18 protein-coding genes, 1 tRNA gene and 1 pseudogene are annotated in these 22,032 nt (G+C 37.7%); 13 read left to right on the forward strand and 7 right to left on the reverse strand.

Annotated features, from left to right (window positions below):
* Window positions 1–333: integrase core domain-containing protein (locus tag RVY80_RS06520; RefSeq protein WP_317330007.1), on the forward strand; the 333-nt coding region annotated here is incomplete at its 5' end.
* Between the two features lie 187 nt (window positions 334–520).
* Here the strand turns inward: RVY80_RS06520 and RVY80_RS06525 are convergent.
* From RVY80_RS06525 to RVY80_RS06535, 3 genes are read right to left on the reverse strand one after another with little or no spacing between them, the layout of a single operon-like run.
* Window positions 521–2,248 (reverse strand): DUF4365 domain-containing protein, encoded by a 1,728-nt coding sequence (locus RVY80_RS06525; RefSeq protein ID WP_317330008.1) that lies wholly within the window; start codon window positions 2,246–2,248, stop codon window positions 521–523.
* 30 nt (window positions 2,249–2,278) lie between these two features.
* Window positions 2,279–5,065: a DNA methyltransferase gene (locus RVY80_RS06530; RefSeq protein ID WP_317330009.1), complete on the reverse strand. Its 2,787-nt coding sequence runs from the start codon at window positions 5,063–5,065 to the stop codon at window positions 2,279–2,281.
* Between the two features lie 33 nt (window positions 5,066–5,098).
* Entirely contained in the window at window positions 5,099–6,022 is a 924-nt protein-coding gene (locus RVY80_RS06535; protein WP_317330010.1) for a helix-turn-helix domain-containing protein, read from the reverse strand.
* 175 nt (window positions 6,023–6,197) lie between these two features.
* Here RVY80_RS06535 and RVY80_RS06540 point away from each other — a divergent pair, with 175 nt between their 5' ends.
* Window positions 6,198–6,374, forward strand: a complete 177-nt coding sequence (locus RVY80_RS06540; protein ID WP_317330011.1) for a helix-turn-helix domain-containing protein — start codon at window positions 6,198–6,200, stop codon at window positions 6,372–6,374.
* Window positions 6,375–6,818: 444 nt separating this feature from the next.
* On the opposite strand, the pseudogene RVY80_RS06545 reads toward RVY80_RS06540, so the two are convergent.
* Window positions 6,819–7,875 (reverse strand): annotated as a pseudogene (locus tag RVY80_RS06545) (IS30 family transposase).
* A 243-nt stretch (window positions 7,876–8,118) separates the two neighbouring features.
* Window positions 8,119–8,193 (reverse strand) — tRNA-Arg (locus RVY80_RS06550).
* Between the two features lie 219 nt (window positions 8,194–8,412).
* On the opposite strand from RVY80_RS06550, the gene RVY80_RS06555 reads away from it, so the two are divergent.
* Complete coding sequence (locus tag RVY80_RS06555; protein ID WP_317330012.1) at window positions 8,413–9,000, forward strand: nuclear transport factor 2 family protein; 588 nt, start codon at window positions 8,413–8,415, stop codon at window positions 8,998–9,000.
* Between the two features lie 188 nt (window positions 9,001–9,188).
* Here RVY80_RS06555 and RVY80_RS06560 read toward each other — a convergent pair whose 3' ends face one another.
* Window positions 9,189–9,509: an LLM class oxidoreductase gene (locus RVY80_RS06560; RefSeq protein WP_295192611.1), complete on the reverse strand. Its 321-nt coding sequence runs from the start codon at window positions 9,507–9,509 to the stop codon at window positions 9,189–9,191.
* 151 nt (window positions 9,510–9,660) lie between these two features.
* Entirely contained in the window at window positions 9,661–9,936 is a 276-nt protein-coding gene (locus tag RVY80_RS06565) for a glutaredoxin (protein WP_295189135.1), read from the reverse strand.
* Between the two features lie 173 nt (window positions 9,937–10,109).
* Here RVY80_RS06565 and ilvB point away from each other — a divergent pair, with 173 nt between their 5' ends.
* The 10 genes from ilvB (at window position 10,110) to RVY80_RS06615 (ending at window position 22,020) form a co-directional block, all read left to right on the forward strand.
* Window positions 10,110–11,834, forward strand: a complete 1,725-nt coding sequence (ilvB, locus tag RVY80_RS06570) for a biosynthetic-type acetolactate synthase large subunit (RefSeq protein ID WP_295192609.1) — start codon at window positions 10,110–10,112, stop codon at window positions 11,832–11,834.
* A 41-nt stretch (window positions 11,835–11,875) separates the two neighbouring features.
* Window positions 11,876–12,394, forward strand: coding sequence for an acetolactate synthase small subunit (ilvN, locus tag RVY80_RS06575; RefSeq protein ID WP_295189141.1), 519 nt, complete (start codon window positions 11,876–11,878; stop codon window positions 12,392–12,394).
* Window positions 12,395–12,405: 11 nt separating this feature from the next.
* Window positions 12,406–13,953 (forward strand): FGGY-family carbohydrate kinase, encoded by a 1,548-nt coding sequence (locus RVY80_RS06580; protein WP_317330013.1) that lies wholly within the window; start codon window positions 12,406–12,408, stop codon window positions 13,951–13,953.
* 167 nt (window positions 13,954–14,120) lie between these two features.
* Window positions 14,121–14,696, forward strand: a complete 576-nt coding sequence (locus RVY80_RS06585) for a beta-class carbonic anhydrase (RefSeq protein ID WP_295189147.1) — start codon at window positions 14,121–14,123, stop codon at window positions 14,694–14,696.
* Window positions 14,697–14,803: 107 nt separating this feature from the next.
* Complete coding sequence (locus tag RVY80_RS06590; RefSeq protein WP_295189150.1) at window positions 14,804–16,093, forward strand: purple acid phosphatase family protein; 1,290 nt, start codon at window positions 14,804–14,806, stop codon at window positions 16,091–16,093.
* 376 nt (window positions 16,094–16,469) lie between these two features.
* Window positions 16,470–17,657: a M20 metallopeptidase family protein gene (locus tag RVY80_RS06595; protein ID WP_295189153.1), complete on the forward strand. Its 1,188-nt coding sequence runs from the start codon at window positions 16,470–16,472 to the stop codon at window positions 17,655–17,657.
* Between the two features lie 35 nt (window positions 17,658–17,692).
* A complete protein-coding gene (gene argF / locus RVY80_RS06600; RefSeq protein WP_399416910.1) occupies window positions 17,693–18,703 on the forward strand; it encodes an ornithine carbamoyltransferase in 1,011 nt (336 codons plus the stop codon).
* Window positions 18,704–18,832: 129 nt separating this feature from the next.
* Window positions 18,833–19,786, forward strand: a complete 954-nt coding sequence (gene argC, locus RVY80_RS06605; protein ID WP_295192603.1) for an N-acetyl-gamma-glutamyl-phosphate reductase — start codon at window positions 18,833–18,835, stop codon at window positions 19,784–19,786.
* A 143-nt stretch (window positions 19,787–19,929) separates the two neighbouring features.
* A complete protein-coding gene (gene argB, locus RVY80_RS06610) occupies window positions 19,930–20,787 on the forward strand; it encodes an acetylglutamate kinase (protein ID WP_317330014.1) in 858 nt (285 codons plus the stop codon).
* A gap of 63 nt (window positions 20,788–20,850) precedes the next feature.
* Window positions 20,851–22,020, forward strand: a complete 1,170-nt coding sequence (locus tag RVY80_RS06615; RefSeq protein ID WP_411040732.1) for an aspartate aminotransferase family protein — start codon at window positions 20,851–20,853, stop codon at window positions 22,018–22,020.
* Window positions 22,021–22,032 lie beyond the last annotated feature (12 nt).

The following is a 22,032-nucleotide window of genomic DNA, read 5'->3' on the forward strand; positions in this document are numbered from 1 at the left end:
GTTTTAGAAGCAAGTAGAAAAGCATTGTCTATGGCTACACCAGAGATTATGAATAGTGACCAAGGAAGTCATTTTACTAGTCATAAATTCACGGATCCATTTTTAAAAGCTGGAAGTAAAATCAGCATGGACCACCGTGGCAGAGCCTTTGATAATATCATGATTGAGCGTTTATGGCGCACTATTAAGTATGAAAACGTGTATCCAATGCAATACTACAGCCCCAAAGAGGCTCGTATCGGAATCAAAGAATACATCAATTTCTATAATACTGAACGGTATCACCAAAGCTTGGATTATAAAAAGCCAGCAGAAGTATATTTTTATAACTAGCCTTTGACCAAACTTAAATGTTAGCAAAAAATGGTCTTGACAATGGGGTCCACTTTACATATATATGAATAGTATAATAATTGCAATAATTATAAAATCCCTAATAGAAAATTTCCATTAGGGATTTTTTGGTTGTGGAGTTTTCTTTGTTATTTAATTTGTAAAATTGTCTAATTTAAGCTGGAATTTATATTTTGTCATTCCATAGATTAAAAATAGGATATGTTTTAAAAGTATTATATTCTTCAGTACTTAATTGAGTGAATAAAGAACTTGCTTCGTTGTAACTACCTAGTAAAATATAAGCTGCAATTTTCTCTTGAAGGGAATTCGTTGATTCTATAATATTAAATATTTCTTTCATTTCGATAGAGGTTAATTGATCTAGGCGCTTTAATAGTTGATAATAATTTAACTTAGTAATATTAGTATTTTCATATTCCATAAGTCTTCTACTAATGGTTGTTATCATTTGTAAAAGTTGAGCGTTATGAGATTGGTCATAGGCATTTAATACATTTAGAATAAATGGGTTGATAAGCTCAAATGAAAACTTATCAAGGTTAATTGATGATAGAGTTTGAGCTACCTGCTCAAAGGGGATATTATTAACCTTAGTTAAATGTTCTGTAGAAATTTTTAGATAGAGAGGATACTGTGTTTCTTTATTTTCAGAACCTAGATGCAATTTAGAATCAAAATAAGAAAAATATTTTGATTCTCCTTTATATATCCATAATACTAAAGCTAGACATGCACCTGAAAAGTCAATGCATTTGGGTCCACTAGATTCACCTTTGACTTTTTTGTGAGATAAATTTTTTACGATATCATTATGGAGGACGAGAAGCCAATCTATTAGAGATGCGCTTAACTTCATTTTGTCAGTATTGATATTTAGAACATTAGCAATTTCTTGGATTTTATCTAAATTATTATTTAGACAAATAAGATTTTCAAGGAGTTTTTTATTTTTATTTAAACACCCCAATACCTGATTGTTAATATATAAGGGGTTTTCTTGGCACAAGTCTATTAGGATGGATAAAGTTGATTTTGCTTCTGATAGGTTTGAGTCTTTAATCGAATATGTTAGTGTAGGTGTTTGTTTATAAGGGAAAATTTTTATATTATGATTAAGCTCAATTTCAATATCATTAGGATCAATACTTATTCTTCTAGCTACATTAACTTGGTATTGGTTGGATCCAATAGAGAGGATAGCATTAGCAGACTCACCTACAGCTGTTATAGTAAAAGAACCTAGTGGAGCTATTGCATCTGATGGTTTGAATTTAGCATATAGTTGTGTAGGTTCATCTTTTAAAGTCATAATGTTATCTTTTTTTTCGAATTTTAATTCAGATTCAATAGAGATATTTTGTCCACTATGAAAGATTTCTCCTAAGCTTTGGGTTATGCCATTAGAAGCACGCTGTTTTTTACTATGGTTATAGAAATGAGTTAGTAATGCATACACTTCTTCTTCTTTTTCTGGAAATTTTTTGAGAGGAAATGTTAATGTTCTTTGTGTTGAACTGCTAGGCTTTTCTTGGAATTTCTCATAAATGATAACCGGTAATAGTTCACAATAGTAGATTTGTTTTAAAACCGTATCAACAACGAAGAAAAGACAGCCCCCATTTTGTTGGTAATAGTTTAAATGTGATACTTTGATTGGATATTTGGGTTTATTTTGAAATGATTTATCTTTTCCTTTTACTTGAACTGGTACAGCTCCTATCAAATTTTCGTTTGATAGCCCTTTAGAATTTTTACGGTATAGACGTAATTCTCCATCATAAACTGGTGTTTTATCATTAGTGGGAATATCATGAGTAATAAAATCACAGTTATTAATAAGGGAGCGTATAGTTTCAACAGCTCGTTCTTCGATTTTATCTTTTGATGGCATGGTTATTCTCCTTCATAAAATAAGAGTAGATTATGCTTTAGAGAGCTGTTCATATAATTTCATTAGTTCAGCGACACAATCATCTTCATTCATTTTTAAAGAGAAGCCATATGTTTCCATAACAGCTTTGTTATTATCTCTATGTGCATTTCTGAGTTCAACAGGCATAGTCAAATCATCATAGAGATCAGCTAGTGTAGAGTCTGGATATAATGCTCGGGCATTTAAGATTCCTTTTGCAGTAGACTCTAATTTTTGCTTAGCTTTGGAGGAAATAGTGGGGTATGGAAACGTGTTATATACAACATCTTTTGAATATCTATAATCACTTTTTAGGCGTCCCGCAACAGCACGCATCCAGGCCATATGAACATTAGAATTGAGTAATGCAAAATCGATTAAATCTGCATTTGGAATTATTAGTGTTCCCATAACTGGAATTGTGTTTTTATCAAGAAAACCAATAGGAACATATCTTCTTCGTTCTGAGGATACAGCTGGTATTATTAAATAATTATCAGGATTAATTTGTTCTCTGAAAAGTGTAGGAGTATCAGCTAATTTTAATGATTCTGATGTGTTTGCAGCAATTCTTGCTGCTCTACAAGCTTCAACACGCTCCATAACCATTGGCATAGCACGAAGCTCTCGGGGCGTAATACCAACTAACCATAAACAATATCTTTCTTTATTATTAATAAATTCAGTAGCACCAACCATTCGCTTTATCCATTTGAGCGCATTGGGACAATTGGTTTTAAAATCTTGATATTCATCAGGTTCAATTTTTAGGTGGTTATAATCACAAGGTTTATTAGGAGCAACCATTTTGTGTTGGTTTGAAAGCGGCGTTGAAGAGCTTTCAACAATTACATCTATACTATTTACAAGGTAAGGGCTAATAGAAGGCGAAAATGTTAGTTTCCCATTATTAAATAATTGTTTTACTTGTACTAGCCCTTTTTTTGCAAAACCAATAATGACACAATGAACCGCGGCATTATTAGCTGAATCGCTTGACCATTTAAATGTCTTATGAGCGTAGATTATTTCAATACCAAATTGTTTTAAAATGTTCCAAAGAGGGGCTACTTGTTCACCTTGTGAGATAGAATTTGTTGATACGAAAGCACATTTTAATTGGCTATTAGCATTTATGAACTCTCCAGCTTTTACAAACCAAGCTGTAACATAGTCTAGTTTTCTATATTTTTTTGAATAAGGTGACATGACTTTATCCATGTCTTTTTTTTGTGCTGCAGAGGAATATTTAGATCCAACAAAGGGAGGATTTCCTATTATATAAGTAAGATTTGATGGAGAAATAATATCACTCCAATTAATTTGTAAAGAGTTCCCTTCGTGAATGTTATTGAAACTATGTAAAGGCAAGAAATCCATCTCACGATTTATAATACCTTCTGTTTCTGCAAACATTTGTGCTTCTGCAATCCAAATAGCAGTTCTGGCAACAGCAACAGCAAAGTCATTGATTTCAATGCCATAGAATTGTTGAATACTAATTTTAATAGGATTAAATTCGTCTTCATGGAAGCCTAGTATACCAGAACCGGATTTATCAGTAATTGTTTCTCGTAAAATATCATTTTCAAGTCTTCTTAAGGATAAGTAGGTTTCCGTTAAAAAGTTACCTGAACCGGCAGCAGGATCAAAGAATGTTAATGTGGCAAGTTCATTTTGTAAGTTTTTTAATTTCTCAATCCTTTTTTTTAAAACTTTTTCACCCATTGTGATGAGAAATTTTTCTTTGTATTCATCTAAGAAAAGTGGATCGATTACTTTATGAATGTTTTCAATACTCGTATAGTGCATTCCACCATGACGGCGAGTATCAGGATTTAATGTACTCTCGAAGATGCCACCAAAAATTGTAGGAGAAATTGCACTCCAATCAAAAGAACAAGCTTCATTAAGTAGCATTTGAACAGCTTCTTCACTAAATGGTGGGATTTCAATAGATTCACTGAATAAATTACCATTTACATAAGGAAAGGCAAGAAGGTTTTCTTCTTCAAAAGGATCACGATCAGAAATTGGAGTATCAAGTATACGGAATAATTCTAAAAGTGCTTTGCGGAATTGTTGTGGTTTATATTCTTGTAAATAATCATGGAATAGAGAACGACTACCAAATAAACCAGCATCTTCTGCATAAAGGCAGAAAACCAAACGTACACACAGTTTATTGATGTTTTGAAGAATATAATCTTCAGAAAGTTTTTCATTAAGCTTATATTGGGTAAGAAGTACATCGTAAATTTTACCGACTAGTTCCCCTGCACTTCTTGAAATTTCCATTTCTTTTTCGATATGAGTGTCTTTGGTATTAACCATGAAATTAAGACGATAAAAGCCGGTTTCGAGATCTTTTAAGTAAATAATTTCTGGAGTCGCATTGGGATTATCCATATCAAGAATTTGGAATTCAGCAAAATTACAACCGATAATCCAGCGTGGCCGATCACTATATGGTAAGTTAGCAGAATAGCGTTTAGCTTGTTCTAATGGTGTTAATTGTGATCCATCTGATTGACGAATAGGAGCTGTAAGACTTTTTCCAAGACTTTTTTGCTCAATCATAGTATGAGTAGCAGGAATCATAGCATCAATGTAGCTAATATTTTCAAGCATTACTCGTTGTTCAAATCGAATAAAATCAGCTGGATTTTCTATTCCATATACAGTTTGTAATAGTTCAATCCAAAATCGTTGAGAATCTTGTTTTTCGTCGCCAATCCCAGCCCATTTTTCGGCAAAGATTTTGGCGGCTTTTTTTTGTTCTTTTAGTGTAAGCATCTTTATTTTTATATCCTTTTAAACACATCATTACTAATCGATAGTTATTTTTGCACCACGTTTTTCTAAGAAACGTTTAAGATTATATTTTTCATCATAATCATCTGTGTTTGTACAATTGTCATCTATAAAATCTTCATTAGCAGTTTCTTCTTTCATAATTGATAAACAATATTGTTGGGCTTTAGCTATTCTTTGGGCAGGATCTTCTTCTAACCAACTTGCTATAAGGTTTTCTAAGTCAGAAGAATAGGTTGCATGTAATTTACATCCGTATTTTTCTGGTCGTATAAAAAGACGGATTATATGATTATTTTCTGGTAATAATAAAGCTAAGATATTAGCATCATTGGCTGGCTGTGCAAGTGGAGAGCGGAGCCAAGCTTCTTGTTTAGTCGCCGAAAAAATCTTATAAAGTAAGGTAAATCCATCATAGGAAGGTGTATTTTTAGGTGGTTGATTCCAAAATTCATATCCAAAGAGTCTTTCAATTGGTTGTTCAGGTAGTTCTTTAAAATGTGTATAGAAAAATTGAACAAGATCATTAGACTCGGAAGGTAAAAGAACCATAAAGTTTGCATATTTCATAATATTGGGATTTATTGCTGTATATGGTCTATCTTGTATTATTGATGGGATTTCAATTAAACCAGGAATACCTGTAAATTTTGCCATTCCATTCTTATTAGGAATATTATCAAGGGGTATATTTTCACCTTTAACTATTGGACGAAAATAAAAATTACTTCTAATAGATGGTTCGATTAGTTGGTTAATTGGTACATTAAAGTATTGAGCAACTCGAGCTACTAAGTCTGCTTTTGGATAAGATACGCCACGTTCATAATATGATATTTGAAGTTTTGTAACATTAAGAATCTTACCAAGATCCTCTTGAGTAAGTTTATAGTCTTTTCGTAGTGATTTTAAGTTTATTGAAAATCTAGAATCTCTCATAATTATCCTCTTGATTTAACTTATCGGTAGTTATATAATAAAAACATAAAAAATATTAAATAAATGTCGATACAAGATTTTTATTTGGTAGTTTTGTAGCTGATATGATTGGAATTATATTTCAATTAAAAATCAGTAATTAATTATTTATTATACCATTATGGAGGTGGTTATTGTGGAAAAAAGTGATTATGTATCAGACAAAGTTTATATAACTGTTGCAGAGGCAGCACAACAATTCTTTTGTGGACGAGTCACAGAAGCGGCTTTATATCGACTAGCTAGAGAAGGACAATTGCCAACCATTAGAGTTGGAAGGAGAGTCCTTATAGATGCACACAAAATGGAGTAAATGTATGCTTGAAATTAAAAAAAAGCCCATTTCAGTTGGCGCTGAAATGAGCTAACAAGAAATAATTGTCCCATCAAGACAAATTTGATTCCTTGCATATTTATTATATATGTAAGCGCAAAGGTATGCAAGGAGTCTATTCTTGCATACCTTTTTTAGGGTATGCCAATTCTAAGGGATAGGTGTACCCTTTTTTAGTTATACCTATATCACCAGTACCGGTACTGGTGTGGGTAACCGGTAAGAGAAAGGTAATGGAAACGGGTAGTGGATAACGGTAATTGGTACTGGTTGCTAGGAGGAGAAAATGGAAAACAATATAGTTCATCCTGATTATATTAGAAAAATGAAGAGATTCTTAGATGATTATTTGAGGATAAAGGGAAAGGCTTTACGACAAAAAAATCCCGAATTGCAATAATAAGTTGAACACCCGGCGAACCTTTATGCAGTAAGTGCTGCAAGCATTTCTTCCCTAAAGCACTCCTCGGGTGTCTTATAGCCGAGTATTTTTCTTGGCAGGGTGTTGGCCCAGCACTCTACTCTGGAAATGTGTTCCACTGGGTAACCCTCGATTTTCTTCCCTTTGGGAAGAAATCGACGGAATAAGCCGTTGTGATTCTCATTCGTACCTTTGTCGCTGGAGCAGTACGGATGCGCATAATAGATCCGTGTGTGACTTAGTTTCTCTAGCTCCGACAGGCTAGAAAACTCACTGCCATTGTCTGTCGTAATGCTGAGGAACACTCGGCTGAAACAGCCGCGGAACATTCCATCCTTCAATTTTCTGAAGGCTGCTATTACAGAGGCACTTTCCTTGTTGGGCAGTTTTCTGATGAGGGAACAGCGTGTCTTGCGCTCAACCAGAGTCAGCAGTACTTCGTCCTTTGAGCGAGATCCCAGTACAAGGTCACACTCCCAATGCCCGAAATCCTGACGCTCATCCACAGAAGGATCGCGCTCATCTATACTGCGGCCGAACTTCTTCTTACGCTCACGAACCCGCTTCCTGGCGTTTTTTCGCTTGACGCGCAAGGGCAGGTCAATACTCTTGATTTTTCCTAGGAGCCCCAGCGTGACATAGTTGTACAGGGGTTTCGTACAAACCATCTCGCCACGTTGAAATTCTCCCGTAACCAGTGCCCTGCCAAAGCAGGCATCGAGCGACCAGTGAGTGATGTTCCTGAAGTCTCTTCTGCACATAGTCGAGGAATGCTCCCTTTGCTATGGCGTCGCATTTGCGACCACAGTTTTCGCGATGCGCCTCATAGGTGCTTTGCCCGTCTGCTGCGCGATAGCGTTCCACCTTGCCGTTATAGCAAAGAACCTTGCCACGCTTCACCTCGTTGCGTACCGTATTGACACAGCACCCAATCTCACGGGCTATGCTCCGATACGATTGCTTGTCGCGGAGACGCGTTTGGATAATGACTCGTTCCTCAAAAGTTAAATGAGCCCCTTTTTTGCGTAACGTATCCGTGGTAAAATGATTTTGATCCATAGCGATTCTCCTTTGTGGTTGTGTTTTTTGTGCAACTACATTTTACCACAAGGGTTCGCTATGGATTTTTAAGTGTTCAACTTAATTATACAATCCGCCGTTCAATTTCATTCTACAATTTACGATAAAAATAGAAATATAAGGATAGGGAAATTTCAAAAATAAAAAAAAGATTGGGCTCAAGATTGGGCTCAAGCCACGAAAAAAGGCTCCTCCAAAACTGGAGAAGCCTTTATTTATCTATGGTGCGCCTAGCAGGATTCGAACCTGCGCACCCGGTTCCGGAGACCGGCGCTCTATCCCCTGAGCTATAGGCGCATGTATAATACTTCAAAAATTATACCATACTATGGGCATAGTGTAAAAACTATTCTTCCTAATTAACTGTGGGATTTCGTTAAATGGGTAGATGTGTCAATATGTTTATTTGATAATATGAACGTATCTTTTGAGATAGTATCTTGTGAGTGAAGTATAAATCATCTATACTAGGAACATACAGTAATAACGATTCCCATATATAAGAAGGAGATAGACATGAAACGCAGTTTAGCAATTTTATTTGCAGTAGCATTTATGAGTTCTGCTAGTGTGGTTAGCGCAGACGATGTAGTTACAGCAAATGCAACAATATCACAACCAGTAGTGGCACCGCGATCTATTCCTCTCGTATCTCAACAGGAAATTGAAAAGGTACAAAAAACAGAAGTGACAAAAGCTAATAAAGATGCATTGGCTAAAAAGGCTGCAGAAGCAGCGACGAATAAGGAAATCGCAGTGACATTTTGGAATGCCTTATTCAATCAACATGATTTAGAGGTGGTTGACTCCATGGTGGGGTCTAAATATATTCAACATAACCCAACCTATCCAGATGGTAAGAAACCATTCAAAGAGGCAGTGGCTGGATTTTTAGCAGAATTTCCTGAAAGTACAGCCGAAATTAAACACGTAGCAGCAGAAGGTGATTTGGTATTCATCCATAATCATATTAAGTTAAATGCTACAGATCGTGGACAAGCGGCGGTAGACATTTTCCGTATTAAAGATGGAAAAATCATTGAACATTGGGATGTAATTCAAGATGTTCCAGAAACAGCAGTACATACTAATACGATGTTTTAATCACATCTGTGAAAAAGAACGTTAATAAGACACGATATATCCACAATAGCAAGGTATTTGCAACTAAAATTCAACAAAGAACCTGTTAGCCATGATAGCTACCAGGTTCTTTGTGTTATCTTAGGTCTGCATTATCAAATAGGGATTATAGATAAAATGGAGACTTCTTGTAGATAAAATTTTAATTATTATAGTGTATCCACAATTTCTTTCAACAACTCATAAGAAGAATGTTGTTTACTTTCATCATAGATGAGTGTTTGAGCCATAATTTCGTCAAATTCGATATGATGTGACAAATCTGTAATTTGTTGACGCACGGTGTTTGGTGATCCCACAAAGGAAATCGCTTGCATTCGTTCCACAATCATGCGTTCTCGATGGCTAATGGTAGTAACTTGGAAGTTAACTGGTCCGAAGTGAGGAATCTCAGTAGTTTCTGGAATGTGATCCAAAATGTGGTCGTCACTTTCAACAGGAGGTTGCAACGGTTGACGTTGGTTGGTCACGAGTCAATAGCATCTTTATAAGTTTGGCCTGCTCGTACTGGCACTAAGTTGAGTAAGGATAATTTCATCGTTATATCTCCTAGAGAAAACCCCTCGCGATAAGACATATCTTGTCACGAGGGGCTTTGAAGTCACGTTGAATGTAATTTGATTATAGAGCTTTGTCAAACACAGCTTTGATGAATGCTTTTGTTTGGGCATAGCTTTCACCTGGTTGCGCTTCGTATTGTTTATCAAAGTCAAACCAAAGATTAGGGTAGTACTCATAAGGGTGAGTTTTGAATAACTCATGAGCATCTTGATCCTCTACCCAGTTAATTTTGATGTTTTCGTAAGCCGGATTTTCTGCTTTCAATTCATCAATAGCACGGAATGCATTAGCACAATAAGGACAACCGATTAAGTGGAAACCTAAAATTTCTTTCATGGTAATCAACCTTTCATAGGTAAAATATGAGAAAATATTGTATAATAGAGAAATACAATTGTACATAAAATACTGTATTCTTAACTGTATATTTGTTACATTTGTAGTATAACACAATTTTTTCGATATTCAAATTTCTTAGATATAGATTGTGCTTAGAATTGGGGGATATTATGATTACTGGTGCAGCCTATTTAGTGAAGGCATTACAAGAAGAGAACGTTGATATTCTATTTAACTATCCTGGTGCAGCCACCATCGATATTATGGATGAATTATACAAGCAGGATACAGTGCGCGTAATTCTTCCACGTCATGAACAAGCGATGGGGCATGCCGCAGATGGTTATGCACGTAGTACTGGCAAAGTTGGTGTTCTATTAGCAACAAGTGGACCTGGTGCAACAAATTTAGTAACCGCTATTGCTACAGCGAACTATGATAGCGTACCTATGGTATGTTTTACAGGGCAAGTACCATTACAATTGATGGGGAATGATGCGTTCCAAGAAATTGACATTGTCGGTATTTGTCGTAATATCTGTAAATATACAGTAACTGTACGGGATCGAAAACAATTGGGGCGTATCATAAAAGATGCCTTTTATATTGCTCGCTCAGGCCGTCCAGGGCCTGTACTCATCGATATCCCTAAAAATATTCAAAATGAAATGGGCCCAGAAGATTATCCTACAGAGGTTAATATTCGTGGGTACAAGCCAAATGAAACCGTTCATGTGGGTCAAATTAAAAAGGCTGTATCTGAAATAGGAAAGGCCAAAAAACCTATATTCCTTATCGGTGGTGGCATCAATATCTCTGGTGCTAATCAATTATTCACGGAACTCGTTGAGAAAACAGGTATCCCTGTAGTAACTACTTTGATGGGGAAAGGGGCGATTTCCTCTAGGCATCCATTATACCTTGGTAATGTAGGTATTCATGGTGGCTATGCACCAAATGTGGCGCTTAGCGAATGTGATGTGATGATTTCTATTGGAACCCGCTTTAATGATCGCATAACAGGTAAATTGAGCACGTTTGCACAGAAATGTAAAATTATTCATATCGATATTGATGCGGCATCTATTTCAAAAAATATTAAGGTTCACATTCCAATTGTGGCAGATGCTAAATTAGCCGTCGAAAAACTATTGGAATATATGAAACCTCACGATTTGGGTTCTTGGCCAACGGATTTACAACAACTGAAAAATGATTATCCTATCACGCAAGAGGGGACAGAAATTACGCCGGAGAAGGTTATAACCTATATCAACGAGCACTACAAGAATCCAATTGTATCCACTGACGTTGGTCAGAATCAGTTATGGACGACACAATTCCTTGCGGTAGAGGGGAATCATCAACTCTTAACATCTGGTGGGCTTGGCACGATGGGCTACGGATTTCCTGCCGCTATAGGTGCGCAGATTGGTAATCCTAATAAACGCGTATTTGCTATCTCTGGTGATGGTGGAGTACAAATGAATATTCAAGAATTAGCTACTGCTGTACATTATAAATTGCCTGTAACCTTGATCATATTGAATAATGGTTTCCTTGGTAATGTGCGTCAATGGCAACAATTGTTCTATGATAAACGGTATGCTTGTACGAATTTACAGCCTGATGAAAGTCGCGTGTTAACGCAAGAGATGATTGATAATGGTGAATTTGAATATGTGCCAGATTTTGTGAAATTAGCAGAATCTTATGGTGCGAAGGGCATGCGCGTGACGAAGGAATCAGATATTGCAAAGGCTTTCAAATTTGCTGATAAGCATGAGAAAGCCCCAACAGTGCTTGAATTTGTGATACCAACGGAAATTAATGTATTGCCAATGGTGCCAGCTGGTAAATCACTGTCAGAAATGTTATTAAAGGACAAAGACTAGAGAAAGGAGAAGTGGTGCCTACAGGCTCCACAATAGCTAATATGGAAAATACAGTTATCACCAAAAAACGTTGTATTTCTGCCTATGTAGAAAACCAAATTGGCGTACTAGCAAAAATCTCTGGCTTGTTCGCTGGTAAAAATTATAACCTCGATACACTTACGGTAGGGGAAACAGAGGACTCTACTATGTCTCGCATGACCATTGAGTTGACTTGCGATGATTTAACATTTGAGCAAATTATCAAACAGTTGAATCGCAGTGTAGAGGTCATTAAGGTTATTGATTTCACAGATATGCCTATAACCAAGAAAGAACTGCTATTTATTAAGGTGAATAGTTGCAAAGAAGGAGACAAGCAAGAGATTTTTCGTATTGCAAAAACCTTTGATTTAAAAGTAGTAGATTATAATAAGAAAGCTGTTCTTATACAATGTGTTAAAACAGTATCCAAGAACAATGACATGATTAACCTCTTTAAAGATATGTTTGTGAATCGTATTGAAGTCGTTCGTGGTGGCAGTGTCGCCATTGAGGCATTGTCTACACCTGATTATTAAGGAGTATTCTTATGAGTCGATACTATCTCGGCTTTGACGCAGGTACGCAATCTGTCAAAGTTGCTGTTTATGATGACCATATGCAAATTGTTGCATCCTCTACATCACCGACCACATTGTCATATCCACATCCAGGTTGGGTTAATATGGATGTAGATGAATACCTAGCATTGGCTATTAAAGGTATGAAGGATTGTGTAGTCCAACTAGAAGAAAAACACATCGATGTGAACCAAATCCGATCCATTATGGGCGATGGTATTATCTGTGGTATTGCTGGTGTTGATGTCGAAGGTAATGCCATAACGCCATATATTAACTACCTAGATTCTCGTACTCAAGAGGACGAAATCGAAATGAATGGTTGGGATTTAGATATTTGGGGTAAGGAAACAGGTAATCCTGAACCTAAATGTATGTATCCCGCCTTATTTGCTCGGTGGTTTTTAAAACACCAAGAGCAATGGACTGGAACCATTGCTAAATTTATCCATAATGCACCTTATATATTAGCTCATTTAGCAGGTCTCAAGGCAGCTGATATGTTTATAGATTGGGGTGCCATGTCAGGCTGGGGCCTTGGTTATAAGGTAGAGGAAAAGGTTTGGTCTACTGAACAATTAGAAATTCTCGGCATTTCTGAAACCATGATGCCCCGCATTGTGAAACCTTGGGATATTATTGGTCACTTGACAGCGGAAATGGTGGAGGCTACAGGTCTACCTGCGGGCATTCCTATTTGCGGTGGCGCTGGTGACACGATGCAATCCATGATTGGCTCTGGCAATATCAAGGCTGGTCAAGCCGTCGATGTGGCAGGTACATGCTCTATGTTCTGTGTGTCCACCAATGGTATCATTCCGGAACTCAGTAAAAAAGGGGCGGGCCTTATTTTTAATAGTGGCACCTTGCCGAATTTGTATTTTTACTGGGGATATATTCGTACAGGCGGTTTAGCACTTCGTTGGTTCAAGGATAATATTTGTGGTCATGAAGGCGATGGTTCCTATTATGACATCCTTAATGATGGTGCTGCACAAGTTACACCAGGTTCAAATGGTGTATTTTTCTTGCCGTACCTCACAGGTGGCACGAATGATATAAAAAATGCCACAGGTTGTTTCCTCAATATGACGATGGATACGGATCAAGCTACTATGTGGCATGCCGTGCTTGAGGCTATCGGTTATGATTATATGGAAATTACAGATCTCTATCGCAGTGCCGGTGTTAATCTTAACCGTATTACTGTTACCGAAGGGGGCAGCCGTAGTAACGTTTGGAACCAGATCAAGGCGGACATGTTGGGCAGTGATATTGTGACACCAGAAAATGCAGAGGGGGCCGTGGCTACCAATTGTATTGTGGGTGCCTATGCAGTAGGAGATATTCCTGATATTACGGAGGCCGTGACGGCTAATTTTAAGGTGAAACAGACCTTCCATGCTGATGAAAGTAACAAACAATTCTATCGTGAGCAGTACAATTTACAAAAACAAATTGTAAAACAAGATATGAGTGCGGTATTCGATACGCTTAAGAAAATTAATCAACATTAACCATATCGATAAAACTAAATAAAGTGTGGTAAAATATAGGTAGCATCTATTGCGTAATGTAGTAGTTGCTACCTATTTTGTTTTAATACAATAGGTGATGAAGAGTGGATAAAGTGCTAAGGTAGCTTTCATCATAACATTGTAAGTACACCTATAAAGGAGCAAGTATGACCTTATTAGATGAAATTTTAAAGTTTAATCAATCCTACATCGAGGATGAAAATAATAGCTATGTGGATACTGATACAAAATGTAGCAAAATGCCAAGCCGAGAAATGGCCATTGTTACGTGTATGGATACGCGTCTCGTCAATTTTTTGGAGGATGCCATGGACATTGGCCGTGGTGAAGCGAAAATCGTTAAAACAGCGGGTAACTGTGTAACGGGACCTTTTGATGGTGTTGTGCGTAGTTTGCTCGTTTGTATTTATGAGCTTGGTGTGAACGAAATCTTTATTATTGGTCATCATGAATGTGGTATGTCTAAAACGACGGCAGCCAGTTTATCTGAGAAAATGCTTGCCCGCGGTATTGCGCCAGAGGCTATTCATATGATACGTCGCGAAATGGAGCATTGGGCTGATGGATTTCAACATCCAGGCGAAAACGTTGAGGAAACGGTAGACGAATTGCGCATGAATCCATTGATTCCAGAGGATGTGCCAATTCATGGATTGCTGTTCCATCCACGGACAGGTGAAATCGAGGTTATTGTGAATGGATATTACGTGGGGTTATTTTAGATAGTGTGTAGCTAGTACGGTAATCTTACGGAACTGTAGCTCGTTTGTTCTAATAGAGTTATAGCGTATTAAACGATACATTAGTTTTGTATAGGAGTAATATACATATGAAACGTAAACAAATTATAGCTGCCATTGGTGTGGCAGTAGCCTTGATTGGTGGGACCTATTTCTTTGGCGACACCATTGGCCGTAATGTGATGAGTGCGTACGCCCATATTACGGGGCAATCTGAGGCGCCATTACATGAATCAGAAGGTCGTTATGTACGACAAATTGTCGCCCAAAATAATAGTACGAGCCGTACGATTATGTGGCAATCGGATATTTCTGAGGACGGTGCCATCGTAGAATACCGTGTGGCCAATTCGTCAGATATTAAATCTGTAAATGCTACGAATCGTGCTTTCACAGATGATGGGACAACATCATATATTCATGAAGCGACAATTGCTGAATTGACGCCTAATACGACGTATGAATATCGTGTGGGCTATGGCAATAAACGTAGTAACTGGTACAAATTAACAACGGCCGGCGCCCATGATTATCAAGTGCTGATTTACCCAGATTCCCAGTCTGCTGATTATAGCGGATGGGCTAAACTCGTGAAAGATTCGGTACAGCGTAACCCAAATGCAGCCCTCTATGTGAGCATGGGGGATCTCGTGGATAATGGCGAGCAAGCCTCTCAATGGCGCGCTTGGTTTAATTCTATTGAACCATTAGCGTCAAGAACTGCATTTGCTCCATTGATGGGGAATCATGAAACCTATAATTTAGATTGGAAGGTTCGTGAGCCTGTGGCGTATACAAATTATTTCACATTGCCATCCAATGGAAATGACGAATACAAAAATCGCTACTATTCCTATGATTTTGGTGATGTTCATTATGTGGTTCTAGATACGCAATTTAAAGAGGCCGAAGGGTTCCACGATAATCTTCGCGACGATGAAGTAGCATGGCTTCGTCAGGATTTGGCCAATAATACTAAAAAATGGACCGTTGTGTTGATGCATAAGGATTCTATTCGTTATAAAAATACAAAAACCAACTGGGAACCAGGTATCAATGATATTGGCGAAACATTCATGCCGATCTTTGATGAGTTCAATGTTGATGTAGTATTATCCGCTCATTATCATACGTATCGTAATCGTGGACATATTCGTAATTTTGAAAGAAACGAAAGTGGTCCATTATACATCATCACTGGTGTAGCTGGAGATGTGCGATATCAAAACTTGTGGATTAATCACCCTCTTGATATAGTGGTGGCACCACAACCTGAAACAGATAATTACATGACTATGGATGTAAGCGAAAATAAATTGACGCTCAATGCCTTTTTGTCAGATGGTACACAAATAGATTCCGTGTCGGTCACAAAATAAACATATAAAACCTCCTGGAATTAGCAAAATAGCTAGTTTTAGGAGGTTTTGGAGGTTTTGCAGATCTATTCGATAATTATACAGTATATATACATTTTGTATATATAGATATGTATAATAGCATATAAAGAGGATTCCCTAAAATGTATAGACAAAATATGAAAGTTTTGGTGGATTAATAAGAAGATATAATTGCCCGGCAAGGAAAATAAATATACATGAATTTATGTATAAATACTTGCAATCTTGTATGTATGGTGCTATACTACATATATTGATTCATAAATATGCAATATATACATTGCGATATAAAATATGTCTAGTGACATAAATATAGATAATAATTGGATTAAAGATGAGAAAAAAGGATAAGAAGATGGCAGTATTTAAAGAAATTATACAAGAAAAAGCAAAACAGTATGCAGAGAAAATCGTAGAATGGAGACGTCACTTCCACGAAAATCCAGAATTGTCTGGTGAGGAAGTAGAAACGTCTAAATATATTCAAGAACAATTATCTAATATGGGCATTCCGTTCAACGCGAATGTATTCCAATATGCTGTAATTGGTGAAATCAAAGGGGCTCACCCTGGTAAAACTGTAGCCCTTCGTGCCGACATGGATGCATTGCCTGTGACAGAACAGACTGGTTTACCATTTGCGTCTAAAAATACTGGTAAAATGCATGCCTGTGGTCACGATAGTCATATGGCTATTTTATTAGGTGCAGCCGCTGTATTAAATTCCATTAAGGATCAATTACATGGTACAGTAAAACTCGTATTCCAACCTGCAGAAGAGAGTGGTACTATCCGAGGTGCGTATCATATTGTGGAAACAGGTGTATTAGAGGGGGTTGAAGAAATCTTTGGCCTTCATGTATGGCCAGATCTTCCAGTGGGTACTGTAGGCTTACGAAAAGGGAACTTGATGGCTGCCTCCGACCGATTTGACGTTCATATCAAAGGTAAAGCTACACATGGTGCGATGCCTCATTTGGGGACGGATGCTATCGTAGCGGCCGCTAATTGGATTGTAAATGTACAATCCATCGTAGCTCGTGAAACGGATCCAATGGAAAATCTTGTGTGCACGATTGGTACTTTCAAATCTGGTGAACGTTATAACGTAGGTGCTGAGGATGCTTATTTAGAGGGAACATGCCGTACATACAATCCAGCGAAACGCGATTATATTGAAAATCGTTTGATTGAAAGTTTGAAAGCCTTAGATTTGATGTTTGGCACCACTAGTGTTATCGATTACCAACGTGGTCATAGTGCAACCATAAATGATGCGGATTCCATTGATCACCTAACGAAAGTTGGTACAGAATACCTTGGTGAAGAAGCTATTGTTCTTCCAGAAGTACCAGCTATGACTGCAGAAGATTTCTCAGCATATCTTAACAAATATAAAGGTGCTTTCATCTGGCTAGGTACTGGTTATGAAGGTAATCCAGCATTGCATCATAATAAATTTGCTATCGACGAATCTGTACTACAAACAGGCGTTACACTCATGAGTGGTGCCATTGCAGAATTACTTGTTGGGGAACAGTAATAATTTATATATATTGAGAAATTGAGGACGAACTGATGAAAAGTTTACATAATAAATCGTTTTTAACCATGCTAGATTACACACCAGAAGAAATTAAATATTACTTGGAACTAGCTGCAAAATTGAAAGCTGATAAAAAAGCAGGCGTTGAAAAACAATCCATGAAGGGTAAGAACTTCGTATTAATCTTTGAAAAAGATTCCACGCGTACGCGTTGTGCCTTTGAAGTCGGTGCTGCTGATCAAGGTGCACATACTACATATCTTGGCCCAACGGGTAGCCAAATGAATAAAAAAGAATCCTTAAAGGATACAGCTCGTGTGCTAGGTTCCATGTATGATGGCATCGAGTTTCGTGGCTTTGCGCAAGAGGACGTTGAGGAATTAGCGAAATATAGCGGTGTTCCTGTGTGGAATGGTTTGACTGATATGGACCACCCAACACAAACATTGGCAAATTTCCTTACATTGCAAGAAAATATCGACAAACCATTGAATGAAATTTCCTTTGCTTACGTTGGCCACGGTCAATCCAATATGTGCAATGCATTGATGAGTGGTGCTGTGAAATTGGGGATGGATTTCCGTTTAATCGGCCCTAAACAATACCATCCAGAAGGGGCATTCTTTGAAGAATGTAAAAAAGTAGCTGCTGAAACGGGTGCCACAATTACTGTGACAGATAATGTAGAAGAAGGCGTGAAAGGTCTAGATGTTATCTACACAGGTGTATGGGTAACAATGGGTGATACTTACGATATGTGGAAAGAGCGTATTAATACATTCAAACCATATCAAATTACACCAGAAATGATGAAAATGACTGGCAATCCAAACGTGAAATTCTGTCACTGTCTACCAGCATTCCATGATACAAACACACAAGTTGGTAAAGATATCTTTGAACGCTTCAGCATGAATGGCATCGAGGTAACTGATGATGTATTTGAAAGTGAAGCATCTCTTGCGTTTCAAGAGGCTGAAAATCGTTTGCATACTATCAAAGCAGTTATGGTTGCTACATTTAGCGATTACGAAACATTATAATCGCACATATTCACAATGGACAGGGGCACAGCTTATTCTGTAGTGAGCCGAGTGTGATATACAGATAGCGCATAGTTTGCGCTTTCATAATAGGTAGTTGAAAAAATTGAGAAACAAGAGGACATAAATATGAGCAAGAAAAATGTATTTATCGTAGGTCATGAGGGGACTACAGGGCTTCGCATACATGAACGTTTATCCGGCCGCGGGGACATTAATTTGTTATCCATCGCCGACGAAGATCGTAAAGATATGACAAAAATCGCTGACATAGCAGCGGGCGCGGATTTGATTTTCCTTTGTTTGCCAGATGCAGCATCTATTGAGGTGGTTGAGGCTACCAAGGATTTGAATTGCAAAATCATCGATGCGTCCACGGCGTTCCGTACACATCCAGACTGGGCCTATGGGTTCCCAGAATTAGGTGAAAGCTATCGTCAAAAAATTGCCACAAATCGTTATATTGCAAATCCAGGCTGTCATTCTAGCGGTATGATTGCTATTTTAAAACCATTGGTTGAGGCTGGTATCGTACCTGCTGATTATCCAGTATCTGTATTCTCCCTAACAGGCTATAGCGGTGGTGGCAAAAAAATGATTGGACAATATGAGGACCCAGAAAAAGAAGTGGCTCTTCATGCACCACGTCAATACGGCCTAGGTCAAAAACATAAACATTTACCTGAAGTGGTACATACATGTGGATTAGCAACATCCCCGATTTTCTCTCCTATCGTAGATGATTACTACGCAGGTATGGAGGTTACTATCGGCTTCCACACAAGTCATTTGAACAACAATCCAACAGCAAAGGACATCCACGATGCACTATTAGCACAATATAAAGACTCCCAAATGGTCAATGTAGCGCCATTTGATTTAGATGCTACGAATGGATTATTCCTGGCGGCTAATGAAAATACAGATTTAGATACTATGACACTCTATGTATCTGGTAACGATGATCGCGTGATGGTACATGCTATCCTCGATAACCTTGGTAAAGGAGCCTCTGGTGCGGCTGTACAATGTATGAACATTGCCTTGGGATTCCCTGAGGAAACAGGTTTAGCTGTTAAATAATTGAGGGTAACAGCTCGCTAACGTGAAAGTATAAAACCGAGCATTGAATGTATAGTATTGAAATGAATGCATAGGGATTGAACTTTCACATATATAGAAACATTGAGATAAAAAACATTTGAGATAAGAAAAGAGATGGACACTTGGATAAAGTAACGAATGCAAAAAGAGCGCAGATTTTAACGGCTGCGGTTCCTTATATTAAAGAATATACAGATAAATACGTTGTTGTGAAATATGGCGGCAATGCGATGACAGATCCAGAACTGAAAAAATCTGTTATGCAAGATTTGTTATTGTTGAACCTTGTAGGAGTGAAAGTTGTCCTCGTTCATGGTGGGGGACCGGAAATTAATAGTGCTCTAGATAAGATGCAAATTGAATCTACATTCAAAGATGGTTTGCGTGTTACTGACGAACCGACAATGGAAGTGGTTCAAATGGTACTCGCTGGTAAAGTTAACAAAGGTCTCGTAGCAAACATTGTAGAGCTTGGCGGTAAAGCTGTTGGTTTATGCGGTATTGATGGCAATATGATTAAAGTTCACAAAAAAAATGCCGACCTTGGTCTTGTTGGTGAAATTGACGATATCGATACTACATTGATTGAAACAGTCATTTCCCAAGGTTACATTCCAGTATTATCCTCTATTGGTGTGGATGAAAACGGCGTGGCTTACAATATCAATGCTGACACTGTGGCTGCAAAAGTAGCTGGTGCATTACAAGCAGAAACAATGGTTGCTATGACGAATATTGATGGGGTTATGCGTGACAAAGATAACCCAACATCTTTGATCCCACAATTGTCTGTAGCAGAAGCTAAACAATTGAAACAAGAAGGTATTATTGCTGGTGGTATGATTCCTAAAGTGGATTGCTGCCTAGAGGCTATTGAAGCAGGAGCGCAAAAGGTATTCATCATAAATGGTGAAATTCCACATGCTATCTTGATTGAGTTATTGACTAACGAAGGTTTGGGCACAATGTTCGTAAAATAGAAAGAAGGCGCCAAAATGAGTGCGATTGAAATTAATACTCCATTGGTTAAAGAAATTAAAACAATGAATTATCAAGAATTAGATAAAGAGTTTGTAGCCAACACCTATGGACGATTTGATGTGTGCTTCGTAAAAGGCGAAGGATCGGTGGTGTATGATGAAAACGGTAAAGAATATATTGATTTAGGATCTGGTATCGGCGTTACAGCGTTCGGAATTCATGATGATGTATGGGCTAATGCGGTTATTAATCAAGTGAAAAGCTTGAATCATGTATCTAATTTATACTATACATTACCCCAAATGGAATTGGCTCAAAAACTCTGTGAAAAGACGGGCATGAAAAAAGTATTCTTTTCTAATTCCGGGGCAGAGGCTAATGAATGTGCCATTAAGACAGCTCGTAAATATTCTAGCGATAAATACGGTGGGGATCGTAATGTTATCATTACATTAGTGAATAGTTTCCATGGTCGTACGATTACAACATTGTCTGCTACAGGACAAGATGTATTTCATCAACATTTTGGTCCTTTTACAGAAGGTTTTATATTTACGCCAGCCAATGATTTAGACGCATTCTATGAAGTAGCAAAGAATCCTCGCGTATGTGCTGTGCTCATTGAAACCATCCAAGGTGAAGGTGGCGTTATGCCATTAGAGGCTGATTTTGTGCAAGGTATTGCTAACTATGCAGCGGATAATGATATTTTATTGCTCGTTGATGAAGTGCAAACAGGGAATGGTCGTACTGGTAAAATGTATGGTTATGAAAATTTTGATATTCATCCAGATGTTGTGTCTACCGCAAAAGGCCTTGCTGCAGGTTTGCCTATGGGGGCGACATTATTCAATGAAAAAACACAGTTCGTTCTTGATGCAGGGGCGCATGGTTCCACATTTGGCGGTAATCCAATTTGTGCAGCCGGTGCCATTACGGTTGTGGATCGGTTGACTGATGAATTTTTAGCTGATGTGGCTAAAAAAGGTCAATATGTGAAAGACCAATTAGAAGGTGCTACAGGTGTTATCAGCGTGTCTGGCCTAGGTTTGATGCTTGGTATCGAATGTACGGCAGAACCAAAGTCTATTATTGCTAAATGTTTGGAACAAGGTGTGGTAGTATTGTCTGCAAAGAATAAAGTACGTTTGTTACCAGCATTAAATATTCCACAAGAACAATTAGAGAAAGCGATTGGCATATTGAAACAGGTTATTGCTGACCTTGCATAGGTATAGCTGAGC

It is taken from the genome of Veillonella absiana (assembly GCF_032970865.1).
Taxonomy (GTDB): domain Bacteria; phylum Bacillota; class Negativicutes; order Veillonellales; family Veillonellaceae; genus Veillonella; species Veillonella absiana.